The 23,619-nt window shown below is 72.3% G+C and carries 18 protein-coding genes, 1 tRNA gene and 2 pseudogenes; 10 read left to right on the forward strand and 11 right to left on the reverse strand.

Annotation, left to right across the window (positions count from 1 at the left end; genetic code table 11):
- The 3 genes from Q1B24_RS03085 to Q1B24_RS03095 all read right to left on the reverse strand — a co-directional run bounded on the left by Q1B24_RS03085 (position 1) and on the right by Q1B24_RS03095 (position 4,575).
- Positions 1-1,857, reverse strand: a complete 1,857-nt coding sequence (locus tag Q1B24_RS03085; RefSeq protein ID WP_299923087.1) for a glycoside hydrolase family 15 protein — start codon at positions 1,855-1,857, stop codon at positions 1-3.
- On the reverse strand, positions 1,847-3,265 hold the full coding sequence (gene zwf, locus Q1B24_RS03090) for a glucose-6-phosphate dehydrogenase (RefSeq protein WP_299923089.1): 1,419 nt from the start codon (positions 3,263-3,265) through the stop codon (positions 1,847-1,849). Before zwf ends, Q1B24_RS03085 begins: the two co-directional genes overlap by 11 nt.
- A 62-nt stretch (positions 3,266-3,327) precedes the next feature.
- Positions 3,328-4,575 (reverse strand): homogentisate 1,2-dioxygenase domain-containing protein, encoded by a 1,248-nt coding sequence (locus Q1B24_RS03095; RefSeq protein WP_299923091.1) that lies wholly within the window; start codon positions 4,573-4,575, stop codon positions 3,328-3,330.
- A 64-nt stretch (positions 4,576-4,639) separates the two neighbouring features.
- On the opposite strand from Q1B24_RS03095, the gene Q1B24_RS03100 reads away from it, so the two are divergent.
- The 3 genes from Q1B24_RS03100 to Q1B24_RS03110 are packed head-to-tail and all read left to right on the forward strand — an operon-like array spanning position 4,640 to position 7,977.
- Positions 4,640-5,518 (forward strand): hypothetical protein, encoded by an 879-nt coding sequence (locus Q1B24_RS03100; RefSeq protein WP_299923093.1) that lies wholly within the window; start codon positions 4,640-4,642, stop codon positions 5,516-5,518.
- Positions 5,515-6,744 (forward strand): fumarylacetoacetase, encoded by a 1,230-nt coding sequence (gene fahA, locus Q1B24_RS03105; RefSeq protein ID WP_299923095.1) that lies wholly within the window; start codon positions 5,515-5,517, stop codon positions 6,742-6,744. The genes Q1B24_RS03100 and fahA overlap by 4 nt, the downstream gene beginning before the upstream one ends.
- 51 nt (positions 6,745-6,795) lie before the next feature.
- Complete coding sequence (locus Q1B24_RS03110) at positions 6,796-7,977, forward strand: glycosyltransferase (RefSeq protein WP_299923097.1); 1,182 nt, start codon at positions 6,796-6,798, stop codon at positions 7,975-7,977.
- Here the strand turns inward: Q1B24_RS03110 and mptB are convergent.
- A pseudogene (gene mptB / locus Q1B24_RS03115) lies at positions 7,968-9,317 on the reverse strand (polyprenol phosphomannose-dependent alpha 1,6 mannosyltransferase MptB); the annotation flags it as partial. The gene Q1B24_RS03110 and the pseudogene mptB sit on opposite strands and share 10 nt — an antisense overlap.
- Before the next feature lie 112 nt (positions 9,318-9,429).
- Here mptB and Q1B24_RS03120 point away from each other — a divergent pair.
- Positions 9,430-10,338: a phosphodiesterase gene (locus Q1B24_RS03120; RefSeq protein ID WP_299923099.1), complete on the forward strand. Its 909-nt coding sequence runs from the start codon at positions 9,430-9,432 to the stop codon at positions 10,336-10,338.
- A 35-nt stretch (positions 10,339-10,373) separates the two neighbouring features.
- A complete protein-coding gene (locus Q1B24_RS03125; RefSeq protein ID WP_299923101.1) occupies positions 10,374-11,054 on the forward strand; it encodes a histidine phosphatase family protein in 681 nt (226 codons plus the stop codon).
- Between the two features lie 19 nt (positions 11,055-11,073).
- On the opposite strand, the gene Q1B24_RS03130 is transcribed toward Q1B24_RS03125, so the two are convergent.
- From Q1B24_RS03130 to Q1B24_RS03145, 4 genes are all read right to left on the reverse strand, one after another.
- A complete protein-coding gene (locus Q1B24_RS03130) occupies positions 11,074-12,414 on the reverse strand; it encodes a nitrate/nitrite transporter (protein WP_299923102.1) in 1,341 nt (446 codons plus the stop codon).
- Complete coding sequence (locus tag Q1B24_RS03135) at positions 12,411-13,367, reverse strand: carbohydrate kinase (protein ID WP_299923104.1); 957 nt, start codon at positions 13,365-13,367, stop codon at positions 12,411-12,413. Before Q1B24_RS03135 ends, Q1B24_RS03130 begins: the two co-directional genes overlap by 4 nt.
- 7 nt (positions 13,368-13,374) lie before the next feature.
- Positions 13,375-14,604, reverse strand: coding sequence for an AGE family epimerase/isomerase (locus Q1B24_RS03140; protein WP_299923106.1), 1,230 nt, complete (start codon positions 14,602-14,604; stop codon positions 13,375-13,377).
- A gap of 98 nt (positions 14,605-14,702) precedes the next feature.
- A tRNA-Tyr gene (locus Q1B24_RS03145) sits at positions 14,703-14,784 on the reverse strand.
- A gap of 86 nt (positions 14,785-14,870) precedes the next feature.
- On the opposite strand from Q1B24_RS03145, the gene Q1B24_RS03150 reads away from it, so the two are divergent.
- Positions 14,871-15,362 (forward strand): YajQ family cyclic di-GMP-binding protein, encoded by a 492-nt coding sequence (locus Q1B24_RS03150; RefSeq protein WP_299923108.1) that lies wholly within the window; start codon positions 14,871-14,873, stop codon positions 15,360-15,362.
- A gap of 286 nt (positions 15,363-15,648) precedes the next feature.
- On the opposite strand, the gene Q1B24_RS03155 is transcribed toward Q1B24_RS03150, so the two are convergent.
- Positions 15,649-15,876 carry a hypothetical protein gene (locus Q1B24_RS03155; RefSeq protein ID WP_299923110.1) on the reverse strand — a complete coding sequence of 76 codons (228 nt, stop codon included), beginning with the start codon at positions 15,874-15,876 and terminating at the stop codon, positions 15,649-15,651.
- Between the two features lie 417 nt (positions 15,877-16,293).
- Complete coding sequence (locus Q1B24_RS03160; RefSeq protein ID WP_299923112.1) at positions 16,294-16,950, reverse strand: B12-binding domain-containing protein; 657 nt, start codon at positions 16,948-16,950, stop codon at positions 16,294-16,296.
- Between the two features lie 277 nt (positions 16,951-17,227).
- Here Q1B24_RS03160 and Q1B24_RS03165 point away from each other — a divergent pair, with 277 nt between their 5' ends.
- Positions 17,228-19,168 (forward strand): 2-oxoacid:acceptor oxidoreductase subunit alpha, encoded by a 1,941-nt coding sequence (locus Q1B24_RS03165; protein ID WP_299923114.1) that lies wholly within the window; start codon positions 17,228-17,230, stop codon positions 19,166-19,168.
- Positions 19,168-20,289 (forward strand): 2-oxoacid:ferredoxin oxidoreductase subunit beta, encoded by a 1,122-nt coding sequence (locus tag Q1B24_RS03170; protein WP_299923116.1) that lies wholly within the window; start codon positions 19,168-19,170, stop codon positions 20,287-20,289. The genes Q1B24_RS03165 and Q1B24_RS03170 overlap by 1 nt, the downstream gene beginning before the upstream one ends.
- 36 nt (positions 20,290-20,325) lie before the next feature.
- Here Q1B24_RS03170 and Q1B24_RS03175 read toward each other — a convergent pair whose 3' ends face one another.
- A complete protein-coding gene (locus tag Q1B24_RS03175; protein ID WP_299923118.1) occupies positions 20,326-20,736 on the reverse strand; it encodes a hypothetical protein in 411 nt (136 codons plus the stop codon).
- Positions 20,737-20,837: 101 nt separating this feature from the next.
- Between Q1B24_RS03175 and rarD the strand changes: the two genes are divergently transcribed.
- Both rarD and Q1B24_RS03185 read left to right on the forward strand, forming a co-directional pair.
- Positions 20,838-21,746, forward strand: coding sequence for an EamA family transporter RarD (gene rarD / locus Q1B24_RS03180; protein WP_299923120.1), 909 nt, complete (start codon positions 20,838-20,840; stop codon positions 21,744-21,746).
- A 231-nt stretch (positions 21,747-21,977) separates the two neighbouring features.
- Positions 21,978-23,236: pseudogene (locus tag Q1B24_RS03185) on the forward strand (IS256 family transposase).
- Positions 23,237-23,619 lie beyond the last annotated feature (383 nt).

Genomic DNA, 23,619 nt, shown 5'->3' on the forward strand with positions numbered 1-23,619 from the left:
TCAGCCGTCGAGGCTGCGGTCGAGGTTGATGACCGCGCTGATCAGGCTGAGGTGGGTGAAGCCCTGCGGGAAGTTGCCCAGCTGCTCGCCGTTGAGGCCCACCTGCTCGGCGTACTGCCCGAGGTGGTTGGCGTAGGTGAACATCTTCTCCAGCGCCAGGCGGGCGTCGGCGAGACGGCCCGCGCGGGTCAGCGCCTCGACGTACCAGAACGAGCAGAGGGAGAACGTGCCCTCCTCGACCGGGGCGTCGCCGTCCTCACCGGCCGAGACCCCGTCGCCGAAGGCGCCCGGGTCGTAGCGCAGCACCAGGCTGTCGGAGACGAGCCGGTCCTCGATCGCGGCGAGGGTGGACAGGAAGCGCGGGTCGTCGGGGGCGAGCATCTTCACCATCGGCATCAGCAGCGCGCCCGCGTCCAGCACGTCGCTGTGCGCGAAGGCGGTGAACGCGCCGAGGTCGTCGTTCCAGCACTCGGTCATCACCCGCGCGTAGATCTCGTCGCGGGTGGCGGCCAGCTCGGTGAGGTCGCCGGGCAGCCCGCGGCGGCGCGCCACCCGCATCATCCGCTCGACGGCGACCCAGCTCATCACGAGCGACGTGGTGTGGGTGCGTGGCTCCGACCGGATCTCCCACATGCCGGCGTCGGGGCGCTGCCAGTTGTCCCTCAGCCACGACACGATGCGGCTCAGGTCGGTCCACGCGTCGTGGCTGATGCCGCGCCCGTGCTTGTCGAAGAGGTAGACCGAGTCGACGATCTCGCCGTAGACGTCGAGCTGCAGCTGGTCGACCGCGCCGTTGCCGACCCGCACCGGGCGGGAGTCGCGGTAGCCGGCGAGGTGGTCGAGCTCGCGCTCGTGCGGCCGGCCGCCGTCGAGGTCGTAGAGGACCCGCAGCGGGCCGAGCTCGTCGTCGCAGTCGTCGGCCGCCTCGCCGAGCCGCTCGGAGAGGAAGCGCACGAACGCCGCCGCCTCCTCGGTGAAGCCGAGGCGAAGCAACGCGTAGACGCTGAACGCGGCGTCGCGGACCCACACGTAGCGGTAGTCCCAGTTGCGCGAGCCGCCGATGCGCTCCGGGAGGCTGGTGGTGGGGGCGGCGACGATGCCGCCGGTCGGCTCGTGGCACAGCAGCTTGAGGGTGAGCGCGGAGCGGTCCACCCACTCCCGCCACCGGCCGGTGTAGGTCGACTGCGCGAGCCAGGCCCGCCAGAAGGCCGCCGTGGACTCGAAGAGCTCGGACACGTCCGAGCGGGCGCACCCCTGCGCGGCCTCGCCGGGCGCCAGCACCTCGAGCACGAAGAGGGCGGACTCGCCGGTGGCCAGGCCCAGTCGCGCGGTCGCGGCGGTGGCGGCGACGTCGAGGTCGACGGTGCTCGACAGGGCGAGGTGGACGTCACCGTCGGCGAAGCGGACGACGCCGTCCTCGACGCTCAGGTCCGGGTCGGTGCTGCCGTAGTCGGGTCGCGGCGCCATGTGCATCGTCAGGTCGACCGTGCCGCGCAGGCCCACCACGCGGCGGACGAGCCGCTGCCGGTGGTCGGGGTCGTGGGCGCGCAGGACGGGCATGAAGTCCTGCACCTCGACCACGCCGTGCTCGGTCATGAAGCGGGTGACGAGGATGTTGGTCTCGGGGTGGTAGTACTGCTGGCTGCGGGCGTCCGGGTCGTCCGGCCCCAGCCGCCACGAGCCGCCGTCGGGGTCGAGGATCGAGGCGAACACGCTCGGCGCGTCGAAGCGGCCGGGACAGAACCAGTCGATCGTGCCGTCCGTCGCCACCAGGGCTGCGGTGCGGAGGTCGCCGATCAGGCCGTGGTCCGCGATGGGCGCGGCGGGGCCACCCGCGCCCGGCGCGTCACTCGCCATCGGCGTCGCCGCTCCCGAGACGCCAGCCCCCCTCGGGCAGGTCGAGCGCCTCGGCCGGACCCCACGAGCCCTGCACGTAGGGCAGCGGCGCGGGCCGGTCGTCGAGCACCGGCTGGCACACCTCCCACAGCCGTCGCGTCTCGTCGGCGTGGGCGAACAACGTGTGGTCGCCGTGGAGCACGTCGAGGAGCAGGCGCTCGTAGGCCTCCAGCGGCTCGTCGTGCGGGAGCTCCTCGCCCAGGTCGAGGCGCATGGTGGCCGGGGCCAGCTCCATCTCCGGGCCCGGCCGCTTGCCGAGGACGTCGACGTGGATCTGCGCCTCGTCGGCCAGCTCCAGCACCAGCTCGTCGCGAGCGCGTCCCACGCCGAAGACCGTCGAGTCGGGCGCGCGGAAGCGCAGCGTGACCGTGCGCCGGGTCCCCGCCATCGCCTTGCCGGTGCGCAGGAAGAACGGCACGCCCTGCCAGCGGTCGTTGTCGACCCGGGCCTCGAGGGCGACGAAGGTCTCGACGTCGGAGTCCTCGTCCACGTCGTCCTCGTCGCGGTAGCCGTCGTACTGGCCGAGCACGACGCGGGCCGGGTCGATCGGGCGGACGTCGGCGAACACCGCGGCACGCGCGCGTCGTACGGCGTCGGCGGACCACTCCCCCGGGTCCTCGAGGGCGACCGCGCCGAGGATCTGGAACAGGTGCGTGGAGACCATGTCGCGCAGCGCGCCGGTGGACTCGTAGAACGAGCCGCGGCCCTCCATCGCCAGCGTCTCGGGGACGTCGACCTGCACCGAGGCGATGCTGTGGCGGTTCCACGCCGGCTCGAAGAGGGCGTTGGCGAAGCGCAGGGCGAGCAGGTTCTGCACGGCCTCCTTGCCGAGGAAGTGGTCGATGCGGAAGACCTGCTCCTCCTCGAAGACCTCGTGCACGTCGCGGTCGAGCTCGTCGAAGGACGCGAGGTCGAGCCCGAACGGCTTCTCGATGACCAGGCGGGCCCGCTCGGCCAGCCCCTCCCGCCCGAGCATGCCGACCATCCCGGACATCGCGGTCGGCGGCACCGACAGGTAGACGACGCGGCGTACGTCGTCGCCGAGCCCCTCCTCGACCTCCCGCACCCGGGCGGCGAGGTCCGCACCGTCGTCGGCGTCGGAGGTCTGGAACGACAGCCGCTCGAGCAGGTCGCGCGCGACGTCGTCGTCGAGGTCGTCGACCGAGTCGCGCAGGCCCGCGCGCACCTCGTCGCGGAACTCGTCGTCCGAGCCCGGCGAGTGCCGGCCGCTGCCGATGACGGCGTAGTCCTGCGGCAGCCGTCCGGCCGCCGCGAGCCGGTAGAGGCCGGGGAACAGCTTGCGGGCCGCGAGGTCGCCGCGGGCGCCGAAGAGGAGGAAGACGCAGGGCGGGAGGTCTGCGGAGCTCATGCCGACCACGCTAGTGACCACCCGAAGAGAGGGGCCGCCTCGCGCCCGCCCGGGCCGCGGCCTCAGCTGTTGCTGTAGACCGCCGGTCCCCCGTCGTCCCCGGCTGCGCCCTCCGGAGCGGCGGGGCCGCGTCCCGCCCACGTCCAGGCGTACGCCGGGTCCTCCACCGCGAGGCCGCCTTCACCGAGCTCGAGCGGGGCGAACGTGTCGACCATGACGGCCGACTCGTCGAAGTACTGCACGCCGAGGCTCGCCTCGATCGCGCTGGGCTGCGGGCCGTGCGCGTGACCACCGGGGTGCAGGCTGATCGAGCCGATGCCGATGCCCGATCCCTTGCGTGCCTCGTAGTCGCCGCCGACGTAGAACATGACCTCGTCGGAGTCGACGTTGGAGTGGTAGTAGGGCACCGGGATGGCGAGCTCGTGGTAGTCGACCTTGCGGGGCAGGAAGTTGCAGATCACGAAGTTCCAGCCCTCGAAGACCTGGTGGACCGGCGGCGGCTGGTGCACCTTGCCGGTGATCGGCATGTAGTCCTCGATGTTGAACGTGTACGGGTAGAGGCAGCCGTCCCAGCCGACCACGTCGAAGGGGTGGGTGGCGTACGTCATCCGGGTGCCGACGATCCCCGCGCTCGTGCGGTGCTTGACCAGCACCTCGACGTCGGCGCCGTCAGCCTGGAACGTCTCGGCGGGGCCGTGGAGGTCGCGCTCGCAGTAGGGGGCGTGCTCGAGGAGCTGGCCGAAGCGGGAGAGGTAGCGCTTGGGCGGGTGGATGTGGCTGTTGGCCTCGACGGCGTAGAGCCGCGACGGCTCGGCCGGGACCCAGCGGTGGTCGGTCGCGCGCGGGACGACGACGTAGTCGCCGGCGCGGTAGGGCACGACCCCGAAGACGGTCTCGACGGTGCCGCTGCCGGCCTCGACGAAGACGCACTCGTCGCCGATGGCGTTGCGGTAGAGCGGCGAGGGGTCCGTGCCGGTGACGACGTACGCGATCCGGACGTCGTTGTTGCCCAGCACCAGCCGGCGGCCCTCGACCGGGCAGGCGCCTGCCCCGGAACCGGGGTAGTGCAGGTCGTGCAGCTTGAGGTGGCGCGGCTTGAGCGGGTGGTTGGGCGCGCGCGTCTGGTCGGGCTGCTCCCAGACCTGGCTGTCCACGATCGCGCTCGGCACGCCCCGGCGGTAGAGGAGCGAGGAGTCGGACGAGAACCCCTCCTCGCCCATCAGCTCCTCGCGGAAGAGGTGGCCGTCGTCGTCGCGCAGCTGGGTGTGGCGCTGGCGGGGCAGCCGGCCGAGTGCTCGGTAGTGGGCCATGGGTGCGTCCAATCATCCGACTATCGGACGCGAGCGTCCGCTATCTGGTGGCTAGAGTAGCCCCGTGACCCCGTCCCCCGCATCTGTCGAACCTCCCGGAGCAGCGGGCTGGCCCGAGGAGTGGCGCGGCCTCGTCGACGACGCCGCGATCTTCCCGCCGGGCGACGTCCCCCTCCACGACGCCACCGCCGCGCACACCGAGCGCCGCCGTGAGTGGTGGGGCGACCTGGTCGGCAGCTTCGTCCTGCGCGACACCGACTTCCCGCTCGTACGCGGGTTCGGCGCACCGCTGTCGGTGGTCGTCACCGGCGGAGCGGGCCAGCTCGCCGGTCCCCTCGGGGCGGCGACCCGGCTCGGTCTGCACGTGGCGGCCGTCGAGATCGCGGTCCGCGACGTCGACGACCCGGTGGGCAACGTCCGCCGGATCGACGCCGCCCTGCGGGCGGCCGAGGTCGACGTGCCGCTGTACGTCGAGCTCCCCGGCCCCGCGACCGCCCGCTGGCTCGCGGCCGCCGACGAGGTCGCCGCCTGCGGGCACCGGCTCAAGCTGCGCCTCGGCAACGTCGACCACGACCTGGTCCCCGACTCCGCGACCGTCGCCGGCTGGATCGATGCCGCGCTCGACCGCGAGACCCGCTTCAAGGCGACCGCCGGGCTGCACCGCGCGGTCCGCCACGACCCCGAGGGCGGCGGCGCGCACGGCTTCGTCAACGTCCTGGTCGCCACGAGGACCCTCTGGGACGGCGGCAGCGTCGTCGACGCCGAGGCCGTGCTCGAGCAGCGTGACGGTGCCGCGCTCGCGGCCGCCCTCGCCGACGGCGGGGTCGCCGCGACGCGGCGCTGGTTCACCTCGTTCGGCTCGTGCTCGGTCACCGAGCCGCGCGACGACCTGCTCGCCCTCGGACTCGTTCCCGTATCCACCGACCTGGAGGACAACGCATGAACCGCACCAGCTGGGTCGAGGGAGCCGCCGGCTCCGGCTTCGACGTCGACCACCTGCCCTACGGCGTCTTCGCGCGCTCCGGCGAGCGTCCGCGGGTGGCGGTGCGCATCGGCGACCAGGTGCTCGACCTCAGCGTGGTCGCGGCCGCGGACATGGTCGACACCCACGCGCTGTTCGACCAGCCCACCCTCAACCCGTTCATGGCGGCCGGGCCGGCGGTCTGGGAGTCCACCCGGGCCTGGGTGACCGGGCTGCTGACCGACCAGACCGAGCGCGACCTCGTCGAGCCGGCCCTGGCCCCGGTCGACTCGGTGACGATGCTGCTGCCGTTCAGCGTGGGCGACTACGTCGACTTCTACGCCTCCGAGCACCACGCCTCCAACGTCGGGCGGATGTTCCGCCCCGACTCCGAGCCGCTGCTGCCCAACTGGAAGAACCTCCCCGTGGGCTACCACGGTCGCTCGGGCACGGTCGTGGTGTCGGGCACCGACGTCGTACGCCCGTGCGGGCAGCGGGTTTCGACAGGCTCAACCGACGGCAGCGTGCCGACGCCGACCTACGGGCCCTCGCAGCGGCTCGACATCGAGGCGGAGCTCGGCTTCGTGGTCGGCGTGCCGTCGGCGCTCGGCGACCGGGTCCCGACCGCCGACTTCGCGCGCCACACGTTCGGCGTCGTGGGTCTCAACGACTGGTCCGCGCGCGACATCCAGGCCTGGGAGTACGTCCCGCTCGGTCCGTTCCTCGGCAAGTCGTTCGCCACGTCGATCAGCGCGTGGGTCACCCCGCTGGCCGCGCTCGACGCCGCCTGGACCGAGCTGCCCGGCCAGGACGACCCGGAGGTCCTCGACTACCTCCGCGTCGACGGGCCCGCCGGCCTCGACATCGAGGTGGAGGTGGTGCTCGACGGCGAGGTCGTCGCGCGCCCGCCCTACCGCACGATGTACTGGTCGCCTGCCCAGATGCTCGCCCACACCACGGTCAACGGCGCCAGCCTGCGCACCGGCGACCTGTGGGGGTCGGGCACCGTCTCGGGCCCCGAGCGTGACCAGCGCGGCTCGCTGCTCGAGCTGTCGTGGGGTGGCAAGGAGCCGTTCACCGTCGCGGGGCGCGAGCGCACCTTCCTCGAGGACGGTGACGAGGTGACGCTGCGCTACTCGGCGCCGGGCACCGGCGGCGGCCGGATCTCGCTCGGCGAGGTCACCGGGCGGATCCTGCCCGCCCGCTGACGTCCAGACCGCGCTCGCCGACCGTTCACCTGCCTGGGCCAGCCTGCGCCCATGCGCATCGCCCAGCTGGCCAACTTCGTCGGACCTGCGTCGGGAGGCATGCGCACCGCCCTGCGCGCCCTGGGCAGGGGGTACGTCGCAGCCGGCAACGCCCGCCTGCTCGTCGTACCCGGCCCGGAGGACGCCCGGACCACGACCCCGCTGGGCGACGTGGTGCAGCTCCGGGCGCCGCGGGTCGGTGGCGGCTACCGCCTGATCGTCGAGCCGTGGCGCGTCATCGAGGTCCTCGAGCAGTGGCGGCCCACGTCGGTCGAGCTCAGCGACAAGCTGACGCTGCTGCCGGTCGCCCGGTGGGCCGGGCGCAACGGGGTCGGCTCGGTCCTGCTGTCGCACGAGCGCCTCGACGACATGCTCGCGCTGCGCACCGGCCTCGACACGACGTCCAAGGTCTCCGTGGGGCTGCTCAACCGGCTGCTGGTGCGCAGCGTGGACACGGTGGTCGTCACCTCCGACTACGCCCGGCGCGAGTTCCAGCAGGTCGCCGACGCCGCGGACTGCCCGGTCGTCCGTGTGCCGCTCGGCGTCGACCTCGAGACGTTCCGGCCCCGGCCGTACGCCGCGGGAGACGTGCTGCGCCTCGTGCACGCCGGCCGTCTCTCCCGCGAGAAGAGCCCCCACCTCGCCGTCGCGACCGCGGTCGCGCTGCACCGCCGCGGCGTACCCGTGCGCCTGGACGTCTACGGCGTCGGACCGCACCTCGACGAGCTCGTCGAGGTCGCGGAGGACGCACGCGTCCGCTTCCACGGCTACGTCGACTCCCCCGACCGGCTGAGCCGGGCCCTGGCGCGCGCCGACGTCGCCCTGAGCGTGTGCCCGGGCGAGACGTTCGGGCTCGCCGTGCTGGAGGCACTCGCCTCCGGCACCCCCGTGGTCACCGCCGACCGCGGCGGTGCGCGCGAGCTCGTGGACGAGTCGTCCGGCGCCTGGGCGGCACCGGAACCGGAGCCGCTGGCCGACGCCGTCCTCGAGGTGACGGCCCGCCCGGTGGCCGGGCGCCGCGCGGCCGCACGGGCGCGTGCGGAGGACTACCCGTGGTCGACGACCGTGGCGTCGATGCTCGCGGTCCACTCCTCGGCCGCGATGCCGGAGAGCCGCTCGCGCGCCCGGCGGGTCACCAGCAGCACCACGGCCACGGCGGCCACCACGAGGGAGCCGACCACGATCGCCAGGTAGGCGCCGTGCAGGGAGGAGTCCATCGGCGCCACCAGGCCGCCGACGAGCGAGACGGCGACCAGCGCCACGGTGGCTCCCCGGCCGAGCCGCTGGACCGCCACGAACGGCACCATCCACAGCAGGTACCACAGGTGCACCACCGGACTCAGAGCGACGACGGCGAGCATGACCAGACCGAGCGCGCGGACCGCCGCTGCGGGGTCGGCGGTCGGGCGGGTGGCCAGCACGCGGGCGACGACCGCGACGACCGCGACCTGCGCCAGGGTGCGGACGAGGTCGAGGAACGTCGCGTCCGGCAGGCCGGAGCCCACGGCCCGGGCGAGGAGGTCGAGCCAGCCGCCGAGCAGCGTCGGCAGCGACAGCGGGGTGAGGACGCTGCCGGGCACGGACAGCGCCCCGACCCAGCCGACGCCCAGTCCCCAGACCACGCCCGGCAGGACGAGCGCCGTGACCGCGACGGCTGCGACGCGGACCGCGTGGCGCACCCGGAGCACGAGGGGCGCCGCGGCGGGCAGGGTCAGCAGCACGACTGCCACGCAGGCCAGGCCTCCCGGCAGCTTCACCCCGGCCGCAAGGCCGGCGACCAGGGCACCGGCGACCCACCCGTGGTCGCGGGCGAGGACGACGGCGGCCGCCATCAGCCCGACCGTGAGGAGGTCGTTGTGCAACCCGGCGACACCGTTGGCGAGCACCAGCGGCGAGGCGAGCACGAGGCCGGAGGCGAGGGCCGGGTCCGCCCCGCACCAGCGCGCCATCCTCGGCACCGCCCACGCCAGCAGCACCAGCCCGACGAGCGCCAGGCCGCGGTGGGCCACCACGAGCAGCCACGGGTCGCCGGTCAGGCCCGCGGCGAGGTCGCCGCCGATCAGCGGCACGGGACCGTACGGCGTGGGCGTGCCCATCCAGCGCGGGTCGACGCCCTCCACGATCGGGCCCGGCACCGCGCGCGGCCCGACCAGGCTCCACGGCCCGTGCCCGTAGGGCGAGATCCCCCGGTCCGCCATCGTGCCCTGGGCGGCGTACGACCATCCGTCGCGGGAGAAGAGCGGCGGAGCCAGGAGGAGCGGCAGCGACCAGGCGACTGTCGCGGCGCGCACCCTGGTCACCAGGGCCGGTCGGCTCACGACGTCGGCGCGGGACGCGAGGCGGCACAGGCGGAGCCAGGCCGAGGCCAGCAGACCGAGGCCCACCAGCACGACCACCAGACCCAGCATCCGCCCGGTGGCCGAGCCCCGTACGGGCTGCAGCAGGTCCACCACCGCGTAGCCGCTGGGGATGGTCGCGACCACCAACCCGCCGAGCAGCACCAGCAGGCTGCCGACCACCCCGCGCGCCACCACGAGCGGGACGCTATTCGCGGACGCCGACCGCGACCCGACGGCCGGGTGAACGGCCGGCCAACCCCGGTGACGACGCGTCGCTGTCCTTGTCGCTGGTCCTAGGCTGCTCCCCGTGAAGCAGCTCGGCCAGTACGCCGCCCCGCGGCACGTCGTCGCCCACCTCAGCGACCCGCACCTGATCGGCGGCGGCGGTCTCCACTACGGCGTCGTCGACAACGACGCCAACCTGCGCCGCACGCTCGACCGGCTGGCGGCCGTGTCCCCGGCCCCGCAGGCGATCGTCTTCACCGGTGACCTCGCCGACCGGGCCGAGCCCGACGCGTACGACACCCTCCGCTCGATCGTCGAGCCCTTCGCCGCAGGGATCGGCGCGACGGCGGTCTGGACGATGGGCAACCACGACGAGCGAGCGCCGTTCGCGAAGGCACTCTTCGACTCCGACGACGCCGGATGCCAGGACCGCGTCCACGAGGTCGACGGGCTGCGGATCGTCGCGCTCGACACCAGCGTGCCGGGCTACCACCACGGCGAGCTGCTCCCCGAGCAGCTGGCGTGGCTCGCCGACGTGCTGGCCGCCCCTGCCGAGCACGGCACGCTGCTGGCGATGCACCACCCGCCGCTCCCGCTGCCGATGATCCGCGCCGCCGAGCTGATCGAGCTGCACGACCAGCAGGCGCTCGCCGACGTCATCGCCGGGACCGACGTGCGCGGCATCCTGGCCGGCCACCTCCACCTGCCGACGTGGTCCACCTTCGCCGGCGTACCCGTCTCGGTGACCGCGGCCAGCTGCTACACCATCGACCCGGCGCCGGTCGACCGCTTCGTCTCGGGGGTCGACGCGGGCCAGGGGTTCACGATGGTGCACGCCTACGACGACCGCCTCGTGCACACCCAGGTGCTGCTCGAGCGCGGCACCGAGGTGAGCCACCTCGGCTCGGACATCGCCGCCGCCCTGGAGGACGTGCCGCTGGAGCAGGCGCGCGAGCTCGCCTCCAGCAAGACGTCCCCGTTCAACACCTGACCCACCTCCCCCAGCCCAGCCCGAGGACCACTGCCTTGCGACTCCTGCTCATGCGTCACGGCCAGACCCACGCCAACGTCTCCGGCGAGCTCGACACCGCCCACCCCGGCCTCGACCTGACCGACCTGGGCCGCGCGCAGGCAGCCGCGGCCGCGCAGGCGATCGCCGACGAGCGCCTCGACGCGATCTACGTCTCGAGCCGGGTGCGCACCCACCAGACCGCCGCCCCCACCGCCGCGGACCGCGGCCTCGAGCCGGTCCAGCTCGACGGGTTGCAGGAGATCGACGCCGGCGACTTCGAGATGCGCAGCGACCACGATGCCGTCGCCGGCTACATCGGCGCCGTCGCCACGTGGCTCGAGGGGGACCTCGCCCACCGGATGCCCGGCGGTGAGACGGGTGAGGAGTTCCTCGCCCGCTACGACGCGGCGGTGCGCGCCATCGTCGAGGCCGGCCACGACGCCGCCCTCGTCGTCAGCCACGGCGCCGCGCTCCGCACCTGGGTCTCGACCCGGATGGTCCCCCATCCCGACGCCCCGCCTGCGACCCAGCCGCTCCACAACACCGCGCTCATCGTGCTCGAGGGCGACCACGACTCCGGCTGGGAGATGGTGTCCTGGCAGGGCCACCCCGTCGGTGGTGACTTCCTCGACGACCCGACCGCCGAGGACCCCACCGGCGACCTCGACCCCGACGGCGACGGCGAGATCGGCTGACCCCTGCGCGCCGGGCGCGCTACACGCCCTCGGTGCCGATGCCCGGGTGGACGAAGGGGTGCCCGGCTTTCATCTGCTCGACCGAGCCCGGGTGCATGCGGGCAAGGTGGGCCAGGCCGCGGCGGCGGTAGCGGAGGGTCTGGACGACGCCGAGCGTCCAGAAGACGTACTGCACGGCCAGCGCGAGCTTGAAGTCGCCGAGGGTGTAGGACTCCATGCCGCCCGGCGAGGACAGGTCGAGGACGACGCCGATCAGCGCCATGGTCAGCAGCGAGGCGGTGAAGCCGCCGATGTTGACGAGCCCGTTGGCGCGGCCGGTCTCGTGCGGGGGCGTGAACGAGCGGGCGAGGTCGAAGCCGACCATCGAGGCCGGTCCCCCGCTGGCCGTGGCGAACGCCATCACCACCACCAGCCACGTCGGCGCGACGCCGGGCCAGAGCAGGACCGCGGTCCACGGCACCACCATGGTGAGGACGACACCGACCACGATCCACGAGCGGTAGTAGGGCAGCCGGCCCACCAGGCGTGCGAGGACCAGCCCACTCACCACGGCCCACGCCGTCATCGCCATCAGCAGGGTGCTGGCCTCGCGCGACGACCAGCCGAGGCCCTGCACCAGGAACGGGTAGCCCCACAGCAGGGTGAAGACCGTGACGGAGAACTGCGAGGAGAAGTGCGACCACATCCCCAGCCGCGTGCCGGGGTTGCCCCACACCGTGCGCACCGACTGGGCCAGCGCGCGCAGCTTGATGGCCACCACGTCCGAGCGCCGGTAGGGCGAGTCCTTGACGAGGGCGAGGACCGCGACGAGCATCACGACTCCGAGACTGGAGGCCAGCGCGAACGTGCGCGTCCAGCCCAGCTCCTGGAGGAGGTACGCCAGCGGGCCGGCCGCGGCGATCGCGCCGAGCTGCCCGGTGAGGCCGGTGAGCTGGGTGACCATCGGCGCCTGCCGCACCAGGAACCAGATCGTGACGAGCCGGATCACGCTCACGAAGATCATCGCGTCGCCCGCGCCCACGACGGCGCGGGCCGCGACTGCTCCGCCGAAGGAGGTCGTGAAGGCGAAGGCCAGCTGGCCCGCACTCATCATCACCAGGCCGGCCAGCAGCATGGCGCGCGAGCCGTAGCGGTCCAGCAGGACCCCGACCGGCACCTGCATGCCGGCGTAGACCACCAGCTGCAGCACGGTGAACGTCGCCAGGCGGGTGGCGCTGATGTCGAACCGCTCGGACGCGATGATCCCTGCGACGCCGAGCGAGCTGCGGTTGAAGACCGCCAGCACGTAGACGGCGAGGGAGACCAGCCAGATGATCCAGGCCCGCCGCCTGCCGATGTCGTGGATCTGCTCCGCGCTCACTCCTGCCCGGCTTCGCGGCCCACGCCGAGCGCGGAGGAGAGCTCCGCGCGCGTCGGCGGGTCGGCGCCCGGTCGGGAGACGTTGATCGCCGCGCCCACGGCGGCGGTGGTGACGACGTCGAGCAGGTCGCGGTCGGTCAGCGCTGCGAGCGCCTCGGCGGCACCCTCTCCGTGCACGCCGAGCGCGAGGAGGGCGTCGATGAGCACGCCGCTGAACGTGTCGCCCGCACCGACGGTGTCGGCCACGGCGACGGGCACGCCCGGCACCTCGAGCGCGGTCCCGCCGGGGCGTACGGCGACCGCGCCGGCGCCGCCACGCGTCACGACGACCAGCCCCGGGCCGGCGTCGGCCCACCGGGTGGCGGTCGCGACGGGATCGTCGCCGGGGTGGAGCCAGTGGAGGTCCTCGTCGCTCACCTTGACCACGTCGGCGAGCGCGACGAGCTGCTCGACGCGGGCCACCGGGCCGGCGCGGTCGGGGGTGATCGCCGGACGCGCGTTGGGGTCGAGGGAGAGGAGCGCCCGTCCGCGGTGGGTGCGGAACGCCTCGAGCACCGTGTCGGCACCCGGGTCGAGGACCGTCGCGATCGAGCCCACGTGGAGCACGTCGCACGCCTCCTCGGGCACCGACCGCAGGTCCCAGTCGAGGTCGAACTCATAGGTCGCGGCGCCGGTCTCGTCGAGGGTCACCGCCGCGCTCGACGTGCGTCCCGAGCTGGTCGGGCCGGCCAGCACGGTGACGTCACTGGCCTCCAGCCACGCGCGGACGGCGACACCACGCTCGTCGTCGCCGAGCAGCGTGACGAGGCGTACGTCGCGCTCGAGCCGGCCGAGGGTGATCGCGACGTTGGCGGGGCTGCCGCCGGGGTGGTCGCGCGTCGTCCCGTCGGGAGCGGGCACCACGTCGACGAGCGCCTCGCCGACGACGAGGATCCGGGGCTGCGCGTCGGTCATGCCCCCATCATGCCCGGGCCGTCCGACCGTCCGACAGCGCCACCGCACGGGCGAGACTCGGCGCCAGCGGCATCCGTGGGAGGAGGGTCGCCTGGACCGCGTGGTAGAGGTCGGGCTTGCCGGGCCACACGCTGGCCTGCGGCCAGTTGGCCGCGTCGAGCTCGTGGTGCCACGACCCGCGCTCCCGGTCGAGGAGGTGCTCCCGGGCGTAGGCCCACCACTCGGCGTAGCGCCGTGCGTAGCGCCCCTCACCCGTGCGCCGGTGCAGCGCCGCGGCGGCCGCGATCGCCTCGGCGGTCACCCAGTGCATCCGCTCGCGGACGACGGGCCGGCCCTCCCAGTCGGTCGTGTAGACGAAGCCCGGCGCTCCGTCGGCGTGCCAGCCGTCCGCGACCGCCCGGTCGAAGAGCAGGCGCGAGGTGTCGAGGAGCCCGGCGGGTGCCACCTCGCCCAGGGTCGCCTCGAGGTGGAGCAGCAGTCGCGACCACTCCAGACCGTGCCCGACGGTCGCGCCGTAGGGCTTGAACGGGTCGTCGGGCCGGTCGCGGTTGAGGTCGAGGTCGACCGCCCAGTCGGGGCCGAAGTGCTCGGGCAGCCGTCCGTCGTACGACGGTGCGAGCTCGACCACCAGGCCGGCCAGCCGGGCCGCCCGCCGGTGCCACACGTCGTCGCCGGTGACGTCGCCGACGGCCAGCATCGCCTCGAGCGCGTGCATCGTGGAGTTGAGGCCGCGGTAGGGAGCGGGCGTCGTCCAGGCCCGGTCCCACTCGTCGACCACGCGCCCGAGGTCGTCGTCCCAGAAACGTGCCTCGAAGACCCGCGTCGCCTCGGCCAGCAGCGGCTCCGCGCCCGGCAGCCCGGCCACCACGGCCGTCGACCCGGCGAGCATGACGAAGGCGTGGGCGTAGCAGGACTTGGCACCGTCGGGCTCGCCGTCGGGGGCAACGGCGCCGAACCAGCCGCCGTGCTCGTCGTCGCGCAACGTCGTACGCAGCCCCGCGAGGGCGGCCGTGGCGATCGACGCGCTCCCCTCGACGCCCATCAGCGCACCGAGCCCGAAGACGTGGACCATGCGGCTGGTGATCCAGGTGTGCACCGGGCGAGCGAGGTCGGGCGCGCCGTCGTCGTCGAGCCACGCCGCGCCACCGCGTGGGTGCACGACACGGCGGCCGAAGCCGAGCAGGCGCCGGCACTCGTCGTCGAGCCAGGCGTCGTCGGGCGGGGCAGGATCGCTCACCCGGGCAGTCAAGCAGTCGGCACCCACACCGCACGAGGCCCCGGACGCACGAGACCCCCGCACACCGTGCGGGGGTCTCGCGACTGGACTGCGTCCAGTGGCAGGTAGAGGATTCGAACCTCTGTAGGCAATGCCGGCTGATTTACAGTCAGCTCCCTTTGGCCGCTCGGGCAACCTGCCGGGCCGTGCGGAACAATAGCAAGGCACGCACTTCACCACGAATCGCCGGGGCCCGCTCCAGGAGGCCCCCAAGGAGGCACAACGACATGGCTGACTCGAGCTTCGACATCGTGAGCAAGCTGGACCGCCAGGAGGTCGACAACGCCCTCAGCCAGGCGGCCCGCGAGATCGCGACCCGCTTCGACTTCAAGGGCACCGGGGCGTCGATCGAGTGGAAGGGCGAGCAGGCGATCGAGATCACCGCCTCCGCCGACGACCGCGCCAGCGCGGTGCTCAGCGTCTTCCAGGACAAGCTGATCAAGCGCAACCAGAGCCTCAAGATCCTCGACGCCTCCGAGCCGCGCCAGTCCGGCCAGGTCTCCAAGATCGACATCGCGCTGAAGGAGGGCATCACCTCCGAGGACGCGAAGAAGATCTCCAAGCTGATCCGCGACGAGGGCCCCAAGGGCGTGAAGGCGCAGGTGCAGGGCGAGGAGCTGCGCGTCTCGTCCAAGAAGCGCGACGACCTCCAGGCCGTCCAGCAGCTGGTGAAGTCGCAGGACTACGACTTCGCTGTGCAGTTCACCAACTACCGCTGAGCTGCGACGTCTCCGCAGGTCTGCAGCTGGGGCCGTCGCCCCAGTCCGTACAGCGTCCGCGAGCAGTCCGCCAGGACCACCCGCATGAGAAGATCGCCGACGCCCGAAGCCAGATTGAGCAGGCACGGGCGTGGCTCGCCGACTTCGCCGCCGACCACCCGCCAACGCCGCCCCCACCGCCGCACCCGGTCGTGCCCCGGCCCAGCGCGCGGCCCACGGACCCGCGCCAAACCGGCGGCTACGCGGATCTGCGCCTGCACCTGTGGCGACGCCCCGGCCGCAACGACTAGGGCCGGTCCGGGTCGTCTTTGCCGTCTTGGCTGCTCAGTCCCCATGACCGACGCGCCTGCTGGTCCTCGAGGGCGTTGCGGTCGTAGGGCGACGTTCCTGCGTACCGCTTCTGACGCCAGGCCACCCATCCGAACAGGGCGATCAGCAGCCCGAGCAAGATCAACCAGAAGACCAGCATGGCGACCACCTCTGCGACGAGATTACGCCGCCGGGCGGTCTGCATCGCCGTGGTCTAGCCGGGACGCGGGGCCGCCTTCTGGTGGGACCGAACTGCCCCAGCACTTACTGGCGCGTCGGAATCCCGCCGAATGGCACGGCAAGCCTGTGGAACGGAGCCACGCCTCCAGCATCGACGGCGCTTGCCCCGACTAGTCCGCAGGACGGCCGTCTAGGACCACCGCCATCGCGGCCGGTGGAGTTCACCAACTACCGCTGAGACCGGCGGTGTCAGGACGGTTCGGTCGGAAACGTCGAAGATCTGTCGAAGTCCGGGACCGCCGGCGTCGCGCTGCCTAGGTTTGCTCGTACGCGGGTGGGAGTCGCACGGGGGACTGCCGCACCGCCAGAGGCGGGAGCGCCCCGCGACCAGGGGGTTGGTCGTGGGGCGTTCTTCATGCGGCGGGCACCTTCCTGACCACCGTCACCAGCCACCGCGGAGCTGCGCCAGTGCGCCGACCAGCACCACGACGGCACGGACGGGGTCGGCCGGCAGCGGGAGCGCACCGATCTCGGCGAGGGTCTGCTCGTCGGCGCCGCGCCCGGCGGCGTACAGCGGGTGGTCGGCGGCGAGCTTGCGCAGCGCCGAGGCGTGCGAGGTGAACATCGTCGGTCGCGTCGCCGCCAGCACGACCGCGTCGGCACCGGTGCCCCGCGCCGCGGTGAGGATGGCCGGCACGGGGGTGTCGGCCCCCAGGAACCGCACCCGTACGCCGCGCTCGCGCAGCATCAGCGCCACGCACAGCAGGACCATGTCGTGCCGCTCCCCCGGCGGGCAGGCGAGCAGGACGACCGGCGCGACCGCGGCGGCGTCCGCGAGGAGCGGGGCCGGGGGCACGGCGGCGAGCGCGGTCAGCTTGCGCCGAAGCATGTCGCTGACGAAGTGCTCGTGGGCGACCGACAGCGTGCCGTCCTCCCAGCGGTCGCCGACCTCCTGCAGGAAGGGCAGGACGACACCCGTCACCGCGCCGGACAACGGCACGTCCCAGAGCAGCCGGGCGATGGCGACCTCCGCCGCCTCGGCGTCGAAGGTCTCGACAGCCGCCCAGAGCTCGTCGGACGTGGTGGTCGTGATGCTCACAGTCGCACGCTAGCCCCGCCGACGTCCCACCGCAGACGTTCGCCCCGCCCCGCGGGGTGGTCGGACGGCCGCCGCCTTCCGCGAGCCCAGCACGGGTCCCGCCGCAGGGGTGAGCCAGACGGTGCTGCCGCCGCGAGCGTGTCGTGGGTCACGGACGCAGCGAACGGGGTACTGGGGAGGCGTCCATCACGTGGGGAGCGGCAGGAATCCGCTGGGCCCGCGACTATCGTGGGCAGCCGGGACAGGACTCTCGCGACACGTAGGAAGCAGGGCAGAGGTGACCCACACCGACAAGCAGGTCAAGCAGCTCGACCGCGTCATCATCCGGTTCGCAGGGGACTCCGGTGACGGCATGCAGCTGACCGGTGACCGGTTCACCCAGGAGACCGCGGCGTTCGGCAACGACCTGGTCACCCTGCCCAACTTCCCCGCCGAGATCCGGGCGCCCCAGGGCACCCTGCCCGGCGTGTCGTCGTTCCAGGTGCACTTCGCCGACCACGACATCCTCACCGCGGGCGATGCCCCCGACGTGCTGGTCGCGATGAACCCGGCTGCGCTGCGCGCCAACCTCGGCGACCTCCACAAGGGCGCGACGATCATCGTCGACACCCACGACTTCACCGCCCGCAACCTCACCAAGGCGGGCTACACCGCCAGTCCGCTCGACGGCGACACCCTCGCCGAGTACGCCCTCCACACCGTCGACCTGACCGGCATGACGGTCGAGGCGGTCAAGGAGTTCGGTCTCTCCCGCAAGGACGCCTCACGCGCGAAGAACATGTTCGCGCTCGGCCTGCTGTCGTGGATGTACGGCCGTCCCACCGACCCGACGACGGCGTTCCTGACCAAGCGCTTCGCCAAGGTGCCCGACATCCGCGACGCCAACCTCGCGGCGTTCAAGGCCGGGTGGAACTTCGGCGAGACGACCGAGGCCTTCGCGGTCCAGTACGAGATCAAGCCGGCGGTGATGGCCCCCGGCACCTACCGCAACATCACCGGCAACCTCGCGCTGGCCTACGGCCTGGTCGCGGGCGGCGTGCAGTCAGGTCTCCCGCTGTTCCTCGGGACCTACCCGATCACCCCGGCCTCCGACATCCTCCACGAGCTGTCGAAGCACAAGTCCTTCGGCGTGACGACGTTCCAGGCCGAGGACGAGATCGCCGGCGTCGGCGCCGCCATCGGTGCGTCGTACGCCGGTCACCTCGGCGTGACGTCCACCTCGGGCCCCGGCGTGGCGCTGAAGTCCGAGGCGATCGGCCTGGCCGTGATGACCGAGCTGCCGCTGGTCGTCGTCGACGTCCAGCGCGGGGGCCCCTCGACCGGCCTGCCCACCAAGACCGAGCAGGCCGACCTGCTGCAGGCGATGTTCGGGCGCAACGGCGAGGCGCCGGTGCCGATCGTGGCGCCCCAGTCCCCCGGCGACTGCTTCGCCGCGGCCGTCGAGGCCACCCGCATCGCCGTCACCTACCGCACCCCGGTGCTGCTGCTCTCCGACGGCTACCTCGCCAACGGCTCCGAGCCCTGGCGCGTCCCGGCCGTCGACGACCTGCCGGTCATCGACCCCGCGTTCGCCACCGAGAAGAACCACTTCCCCAACGGCGCGGACGACCCTGACTCTTCTGAGTTCTGGCCCTACCTGCGTGACGAGAAGACGCTCGCGCGACCGTGGGCGATCCCCGGGACCGCCGGCCTCGAGCACCGCATCGGCGGCCTCGAGAAGGGCGACGGGCACGGCAACATCTCCTACGACCCGGCCAACCACGACTTCATGGTCCGCACCCGTCAGGCCAAGGTCGACCGGATCGCCGACTCGATCCCGCCGGTCGAGGTCGACGACCCGTCGGGCGAGGCCAAGGTGCTGGTCCTCGGGTGGGGGTCGACCTACGGCCCCATCGGTGCCGGCGTACGCCGCGTGCGCAAGGCCGGCTACCGGGTCGCCCAGGCGCACCTGCGCCACCTCAACCCCTTCCCGAGCAACCTCGGCGAGGTCCTCAAGGGCTACGACAAGGTGCTCGTGCCCGAGATGAACCTCGGCCAGCTCTCCCTGCTGCTGCGCGCGAAGTACCTCGTCGACGCCGTCGGCTACAACCACGTCCGCGGACTGCCCCTCAAGGCCACTGAGCTCGCCCACGCGATCGGCGAGCTGGTCGGACAGGCCGAGGGCGTCGACATCGACCTCGGCGTCTGGGGCGAGCCCTCCCAGAAGGAGCACATCTGATGAGCACCTCCCCTCTCACGGACCTCGGCCTCCCCGGACTGCGTTCCGGCACCGAGCAGGTACCGGCGGCCGACGGGCCGCAGACCGGCAAGGACTTCACCTCCGACCAGGAGGTGCGCTGGTGCCCCGGGTGCGGCGACTACGCCGTGCTCAAGGCCGTCCAGTCGTTCCTGCCCGACCTGGGGCTGCGCCGCGAGAACATCGTCTTCGTCTCCGGCATCGGCTGCTCCTCGCGCTTCCCCTACTACCTCGACACCTACGGCATGCACTCGATCCACGGCCGTGCGCCGTCGATCGCCACGGGCATCGCCACGGCACGCGAGGACCTGTCGGTGTGGGTCGTCACCGGTGACGGCGACGCGCTGTCGATCGGCGGCAACCACCTCATCCACGCGCTGCGCCGCAACGTCAACATGACGATCCTGCTCTTCAACAACCGGATCTACGGCCTGACCAAGGGCCAGTACTCCCCCACCTCGGAGACCGGCAAGGTCACCAAGTCGACCCCGATGGGATCGGTCGACCACCCATTCAACCCGGTGTCGCTGGCGCTCGGCGCCGAGGCGTCGTTCGTCGCGCGCACGATCGACTCCGACCGCAAGCACCTCACCTCGGTGCTGGCCGCCGCCGCCGCGCACCGCGGCACCTCGCTGGTCGAGATCTACCAGAACTGCCCGATCTTCAACGACGGCGCGTTCGACGCGATCAAGTCACCCGACACCAAGGCCGACGCGATCATCCCGCTCGTGCACGGCGAGCCGATCACCTTCGGCGCCCGGCTGGAGGACGGTCGTGGGTCCAAGGCCCTCGTACGCGACCCGGCGTCCGGCGGCGTGAAGGTCGTGGCGACCACCGACGTGGCAGCCGACGACGTGCTCGTCCACGACGCCCACTGCGACGACCCGACGATGGCGTTCGCGATCTCGCGCCTGACCGCGGCCGACTACCTCGACCAGTCGCCGATCGGGATCTTCCGCCAGGTGGAGCGGCCGACCTACGACGACCAGGCCCGCGAGCAGGTCGCGTCCGCGACGACCGACGCCGGAAATGACGGCACCGCCGACCCCTCCGCCCGTCTGGCGGAGCTGATCGGCGGTGGCGACACCTGGACGATCATCTGATCGTCCGTCAGGTCGTCGGGTCGCGGTGACCGGGGCTCAGTCGAAGTAGAGCGTCCAGACCTTGCCCTTGGTGTTGCCGAAGCCGTTGGAGTTGTCGACCTTCGAGCGCCACTTCCAGCGACCGCGGTCCGGGGCGTAGATGCGGGTCTTGAAGACGCCGCTGTCGTTGGTCTTCACCTTCTTGACGGTCTTCCACTTGCAGCTGCCGCACTTCTTCTTGAGGATCTTCACCTTCTGCTCGGCGTAGGGCAGCAGGGTGCCGTCCAGCTGCGGCTCCATGACGGTGCCCTTGAGCTTGAAGGCGTTGTAGGAGACCTGCTTGGTCTTCGGCGGGATCTCCTCGATGATCCGCTTGGGCTGCGACCCGGCGCCGGCGCTCGTGCTGAGCGCTCCGACGACGAGCAGTGCGGCGACGAGCGCCGCCAGGACGGTGCGGAGTGTCCGCATGGTGAGTTCCCCCTCAGTGGTGATGACGTGTCTGACCCGCCGGGGGTCCCGCCCCCGAGGCCACCCCATCGTAGGCGACGGGCCGCCCCTACACTTCCGGAGTGCCAGATAGCCGACGCGGACTGATCTTCGGCGCGCTGGCCTACATCCTCTGGGGCACGTTCCCTCTCTACTGGACGCTGCTCGAGCCGGCCGGTGCGCTCGAGATCCTCGCCCACCGCATCGTCTGGTCGGTGCTGACGATGCTCGTCATCCTCGTGCTGGCGCGACGCGTCCCGCAGTTCCGCGCCCTGCTCCGCGACCGGCGCAAGCTCGTCCTGATCAGCTGCGCGGCCGTGGTCATCACCATCAACTGGGGTGGCTACATCTGGGGCGTCAACAACGACCGCGTCGTCGAGACGTCGCTCGGTTACTTCATCAACCCGCTCGTGACCGTGCTCATGGGCGTCCTCGTCCTCGGGGAGCACCTGCGGCGGCTGCAGTGGATCGCGATGGCGATCGCGTTCGTCGCGGTCGTCGTGCTCACCCTCGACTACGGCCGGCCGCCCTGGGTCGCGCTCGTGCTGGCCTTCTCCTTCGGCACCTACGGCCTGCTCAAGAAGCAGGCGGGCGTCGGCGCCGTGGAGAGCATCACGCTGGAGACCATGGTCATCGCGCCGTTCGCAGCGGCGTACGTCGCCTGGCTCGTCGCGACCGGCACCTCCAGCTTCGGCAGCAACGGCGTCGGGCACGCCCTCCTCTTCACCACGACCGGTGTCATCACGGCCGTGCCCCTCATGCTGTTCGGCGCCGCGGCGATCCGGGTCTCGATGGTCTCGCTCGGGCTGCTGCAGTACCTCGCCCCCACCATCCAGTTCGCCCTCGGCATCCTCGTCTTCCAGGAGGACATGCCCGCCAGCCGCTGGATCGGCTTCGGCCTCGTCTGGGTCGCCCTCGTGATCTTCACCGTGGAGGCGCTCAATCACCGCCGCCGCCAGCTGCGCCTCGTCGCCCACGCCAGCGCCGTGTGACTCCCGCCCCCGAGCGGTGGCCCACCCACACTCCGGTCGCGCGGAAGGTGGCTCCACCACCGCTGCAGCGGTGAGCCACGCAGCTGGGTGAGTCCCCTGGGGTGGTGGAAGTAGAAGACCGGCTCGACCACGGATCAGCACTGGAGTGAGTGTCGATCCGAAACGAGGGCGGGCCACCGCGTGAGGCTCTGCGAGAAGGCTCTAATCAACTCGTAGAACAGGACTCACGCGATGACCCTGAACCAGTCTGCCCTGCTCGAGCTCACCCAGATGTTGCGCACCGCTGATGGCGGCGATCTGATGCGTCAGATGCTCGGCCTGATGCTCCAAGCCCTGGTCGATGCCGAGGCCACCTCGGTGATCGGCGCCGAGCCGCACCAGCGCACCGCCGAGCGCACCACGCACCGCAACGGCACTCGACCCAAGACGGTGTCCACGACCTCCGGCGACCTGACGGTCAAGATCCCGAAGCTGCGTCAGGGGTCGTTCTTCCCGACCCTGCTCGAACCACGCCGTCGAGTCGACGTCGCGCTGCACGCGGTGGTCATGGAGGCCTACGTCCACGGCGTGTCCACCCGCAAGGTCGATGACCTGGTGGTCGCGCTTGGCGTCGACACCGGGATCAGCAAGTCCGAGGTCTCCCGGGTCTGCGCCGGCCTGGACGAGCAAGTCGCGGCCTACGACACCCGCCCACTGGACCACTGCGCCTTCCCTACGTGTTCCTCGACGCGACGTACTGCAAGGCCCGCGTCAACGGCCGGGTGGTGTCCCAGGCGGTCGTGATCGCCACCGGCGTCAGCGCAGACGGGCGCCGTGAGGTGCTGGGCAGCCAGGTCGGCGACAGCGAGTCCAAGGCGTTCTGGACCGAGTTCCTGCGCGGGCTGCGCGAACGCGGCCTGGACGGCGTGCAGCTGGTCATCAGTGACCACCACCGCGGGCTGATGGCCGCGGTCGACCAGGTCATGGCCGGCACGACCTGGCAACGCTGCCGGGTCCACTTCATGCGCAACGTCTTGACCCGGGTACCGAAGGCGTCTTCGGCGATGGTCGCGACCACGATCCGCACGATCTTCGCCCAGCCCACCGGCACGCTGGTGCGTGAGCAGGTCGAGGTCGTCGCGACCATGCTCGAGGCGAAGCTGCCCGACGTGGCCGCGATGCTGCGTGAGGCACGCGAGGAGATCACCGCGTTCGCCGACTTCCCCGCAGCGCACTGGTCGAAGATCTGGTCGACCAACCCACTCGAGCGGCTCAACCGAGAGGTCAAGCGGCGCACCGAGGTCGTCGGGATCTTTCCCAACCCCGCAGCGCTGCACCGGCTCACCGCCTGCGTGCTGATCGAGGCCCACGACGAATGGCAGGTCGCCGATCGTCGCTACCTCTCAGAAGGCTCCATGGCCCTGCTGAACCCGCCCGAGCCCACCGCCCTGGCCCCCGCCAGCAACACCAACAAGGAGGTCATCGACACCCCCGCCGCCGTCACGGCATAGTTCAACCCAGCAGAGCGCCACGCGCCGCTACTTCCACCACGCCACGGGACTCAATCACGCAGCTTCTCAGGCCGCAGAACCTGCCTCACGCACCGCGCGCCGGCCGGTCGCCCGCTGGCGGTGAGCCACGCAGCTTCTCAGGCCGCAGAACCTGCCTCACGCACCGCGCGCCGGCCGGTTGCCCGCTGGCGGTGAGCCACGCAGCTTCTCAGGCCGCAGAACCTGCCTCACGCACCGCTCCCCCGCGCGCCGACGTACGACACGTGAGGTGGCGGTGGCCCACCCACGCTCCGGTCGCGCGGAAGGTGGCTCCACCACCGCTGCAGCGGTGACCCACGCAGCTTCTCAGGCCGCAGAACATGCCTCACGCACCGCGCGCCGGC

Origin of the sequence: uncultured Nocardioides sp. (assembly GCF_947488025.1) — a bacterium.
Lineage (GTDB): Bacteria > Actinomycetota > Actinomycetes > Propionibacteriales > Nocardioidaceae > Nocardioides.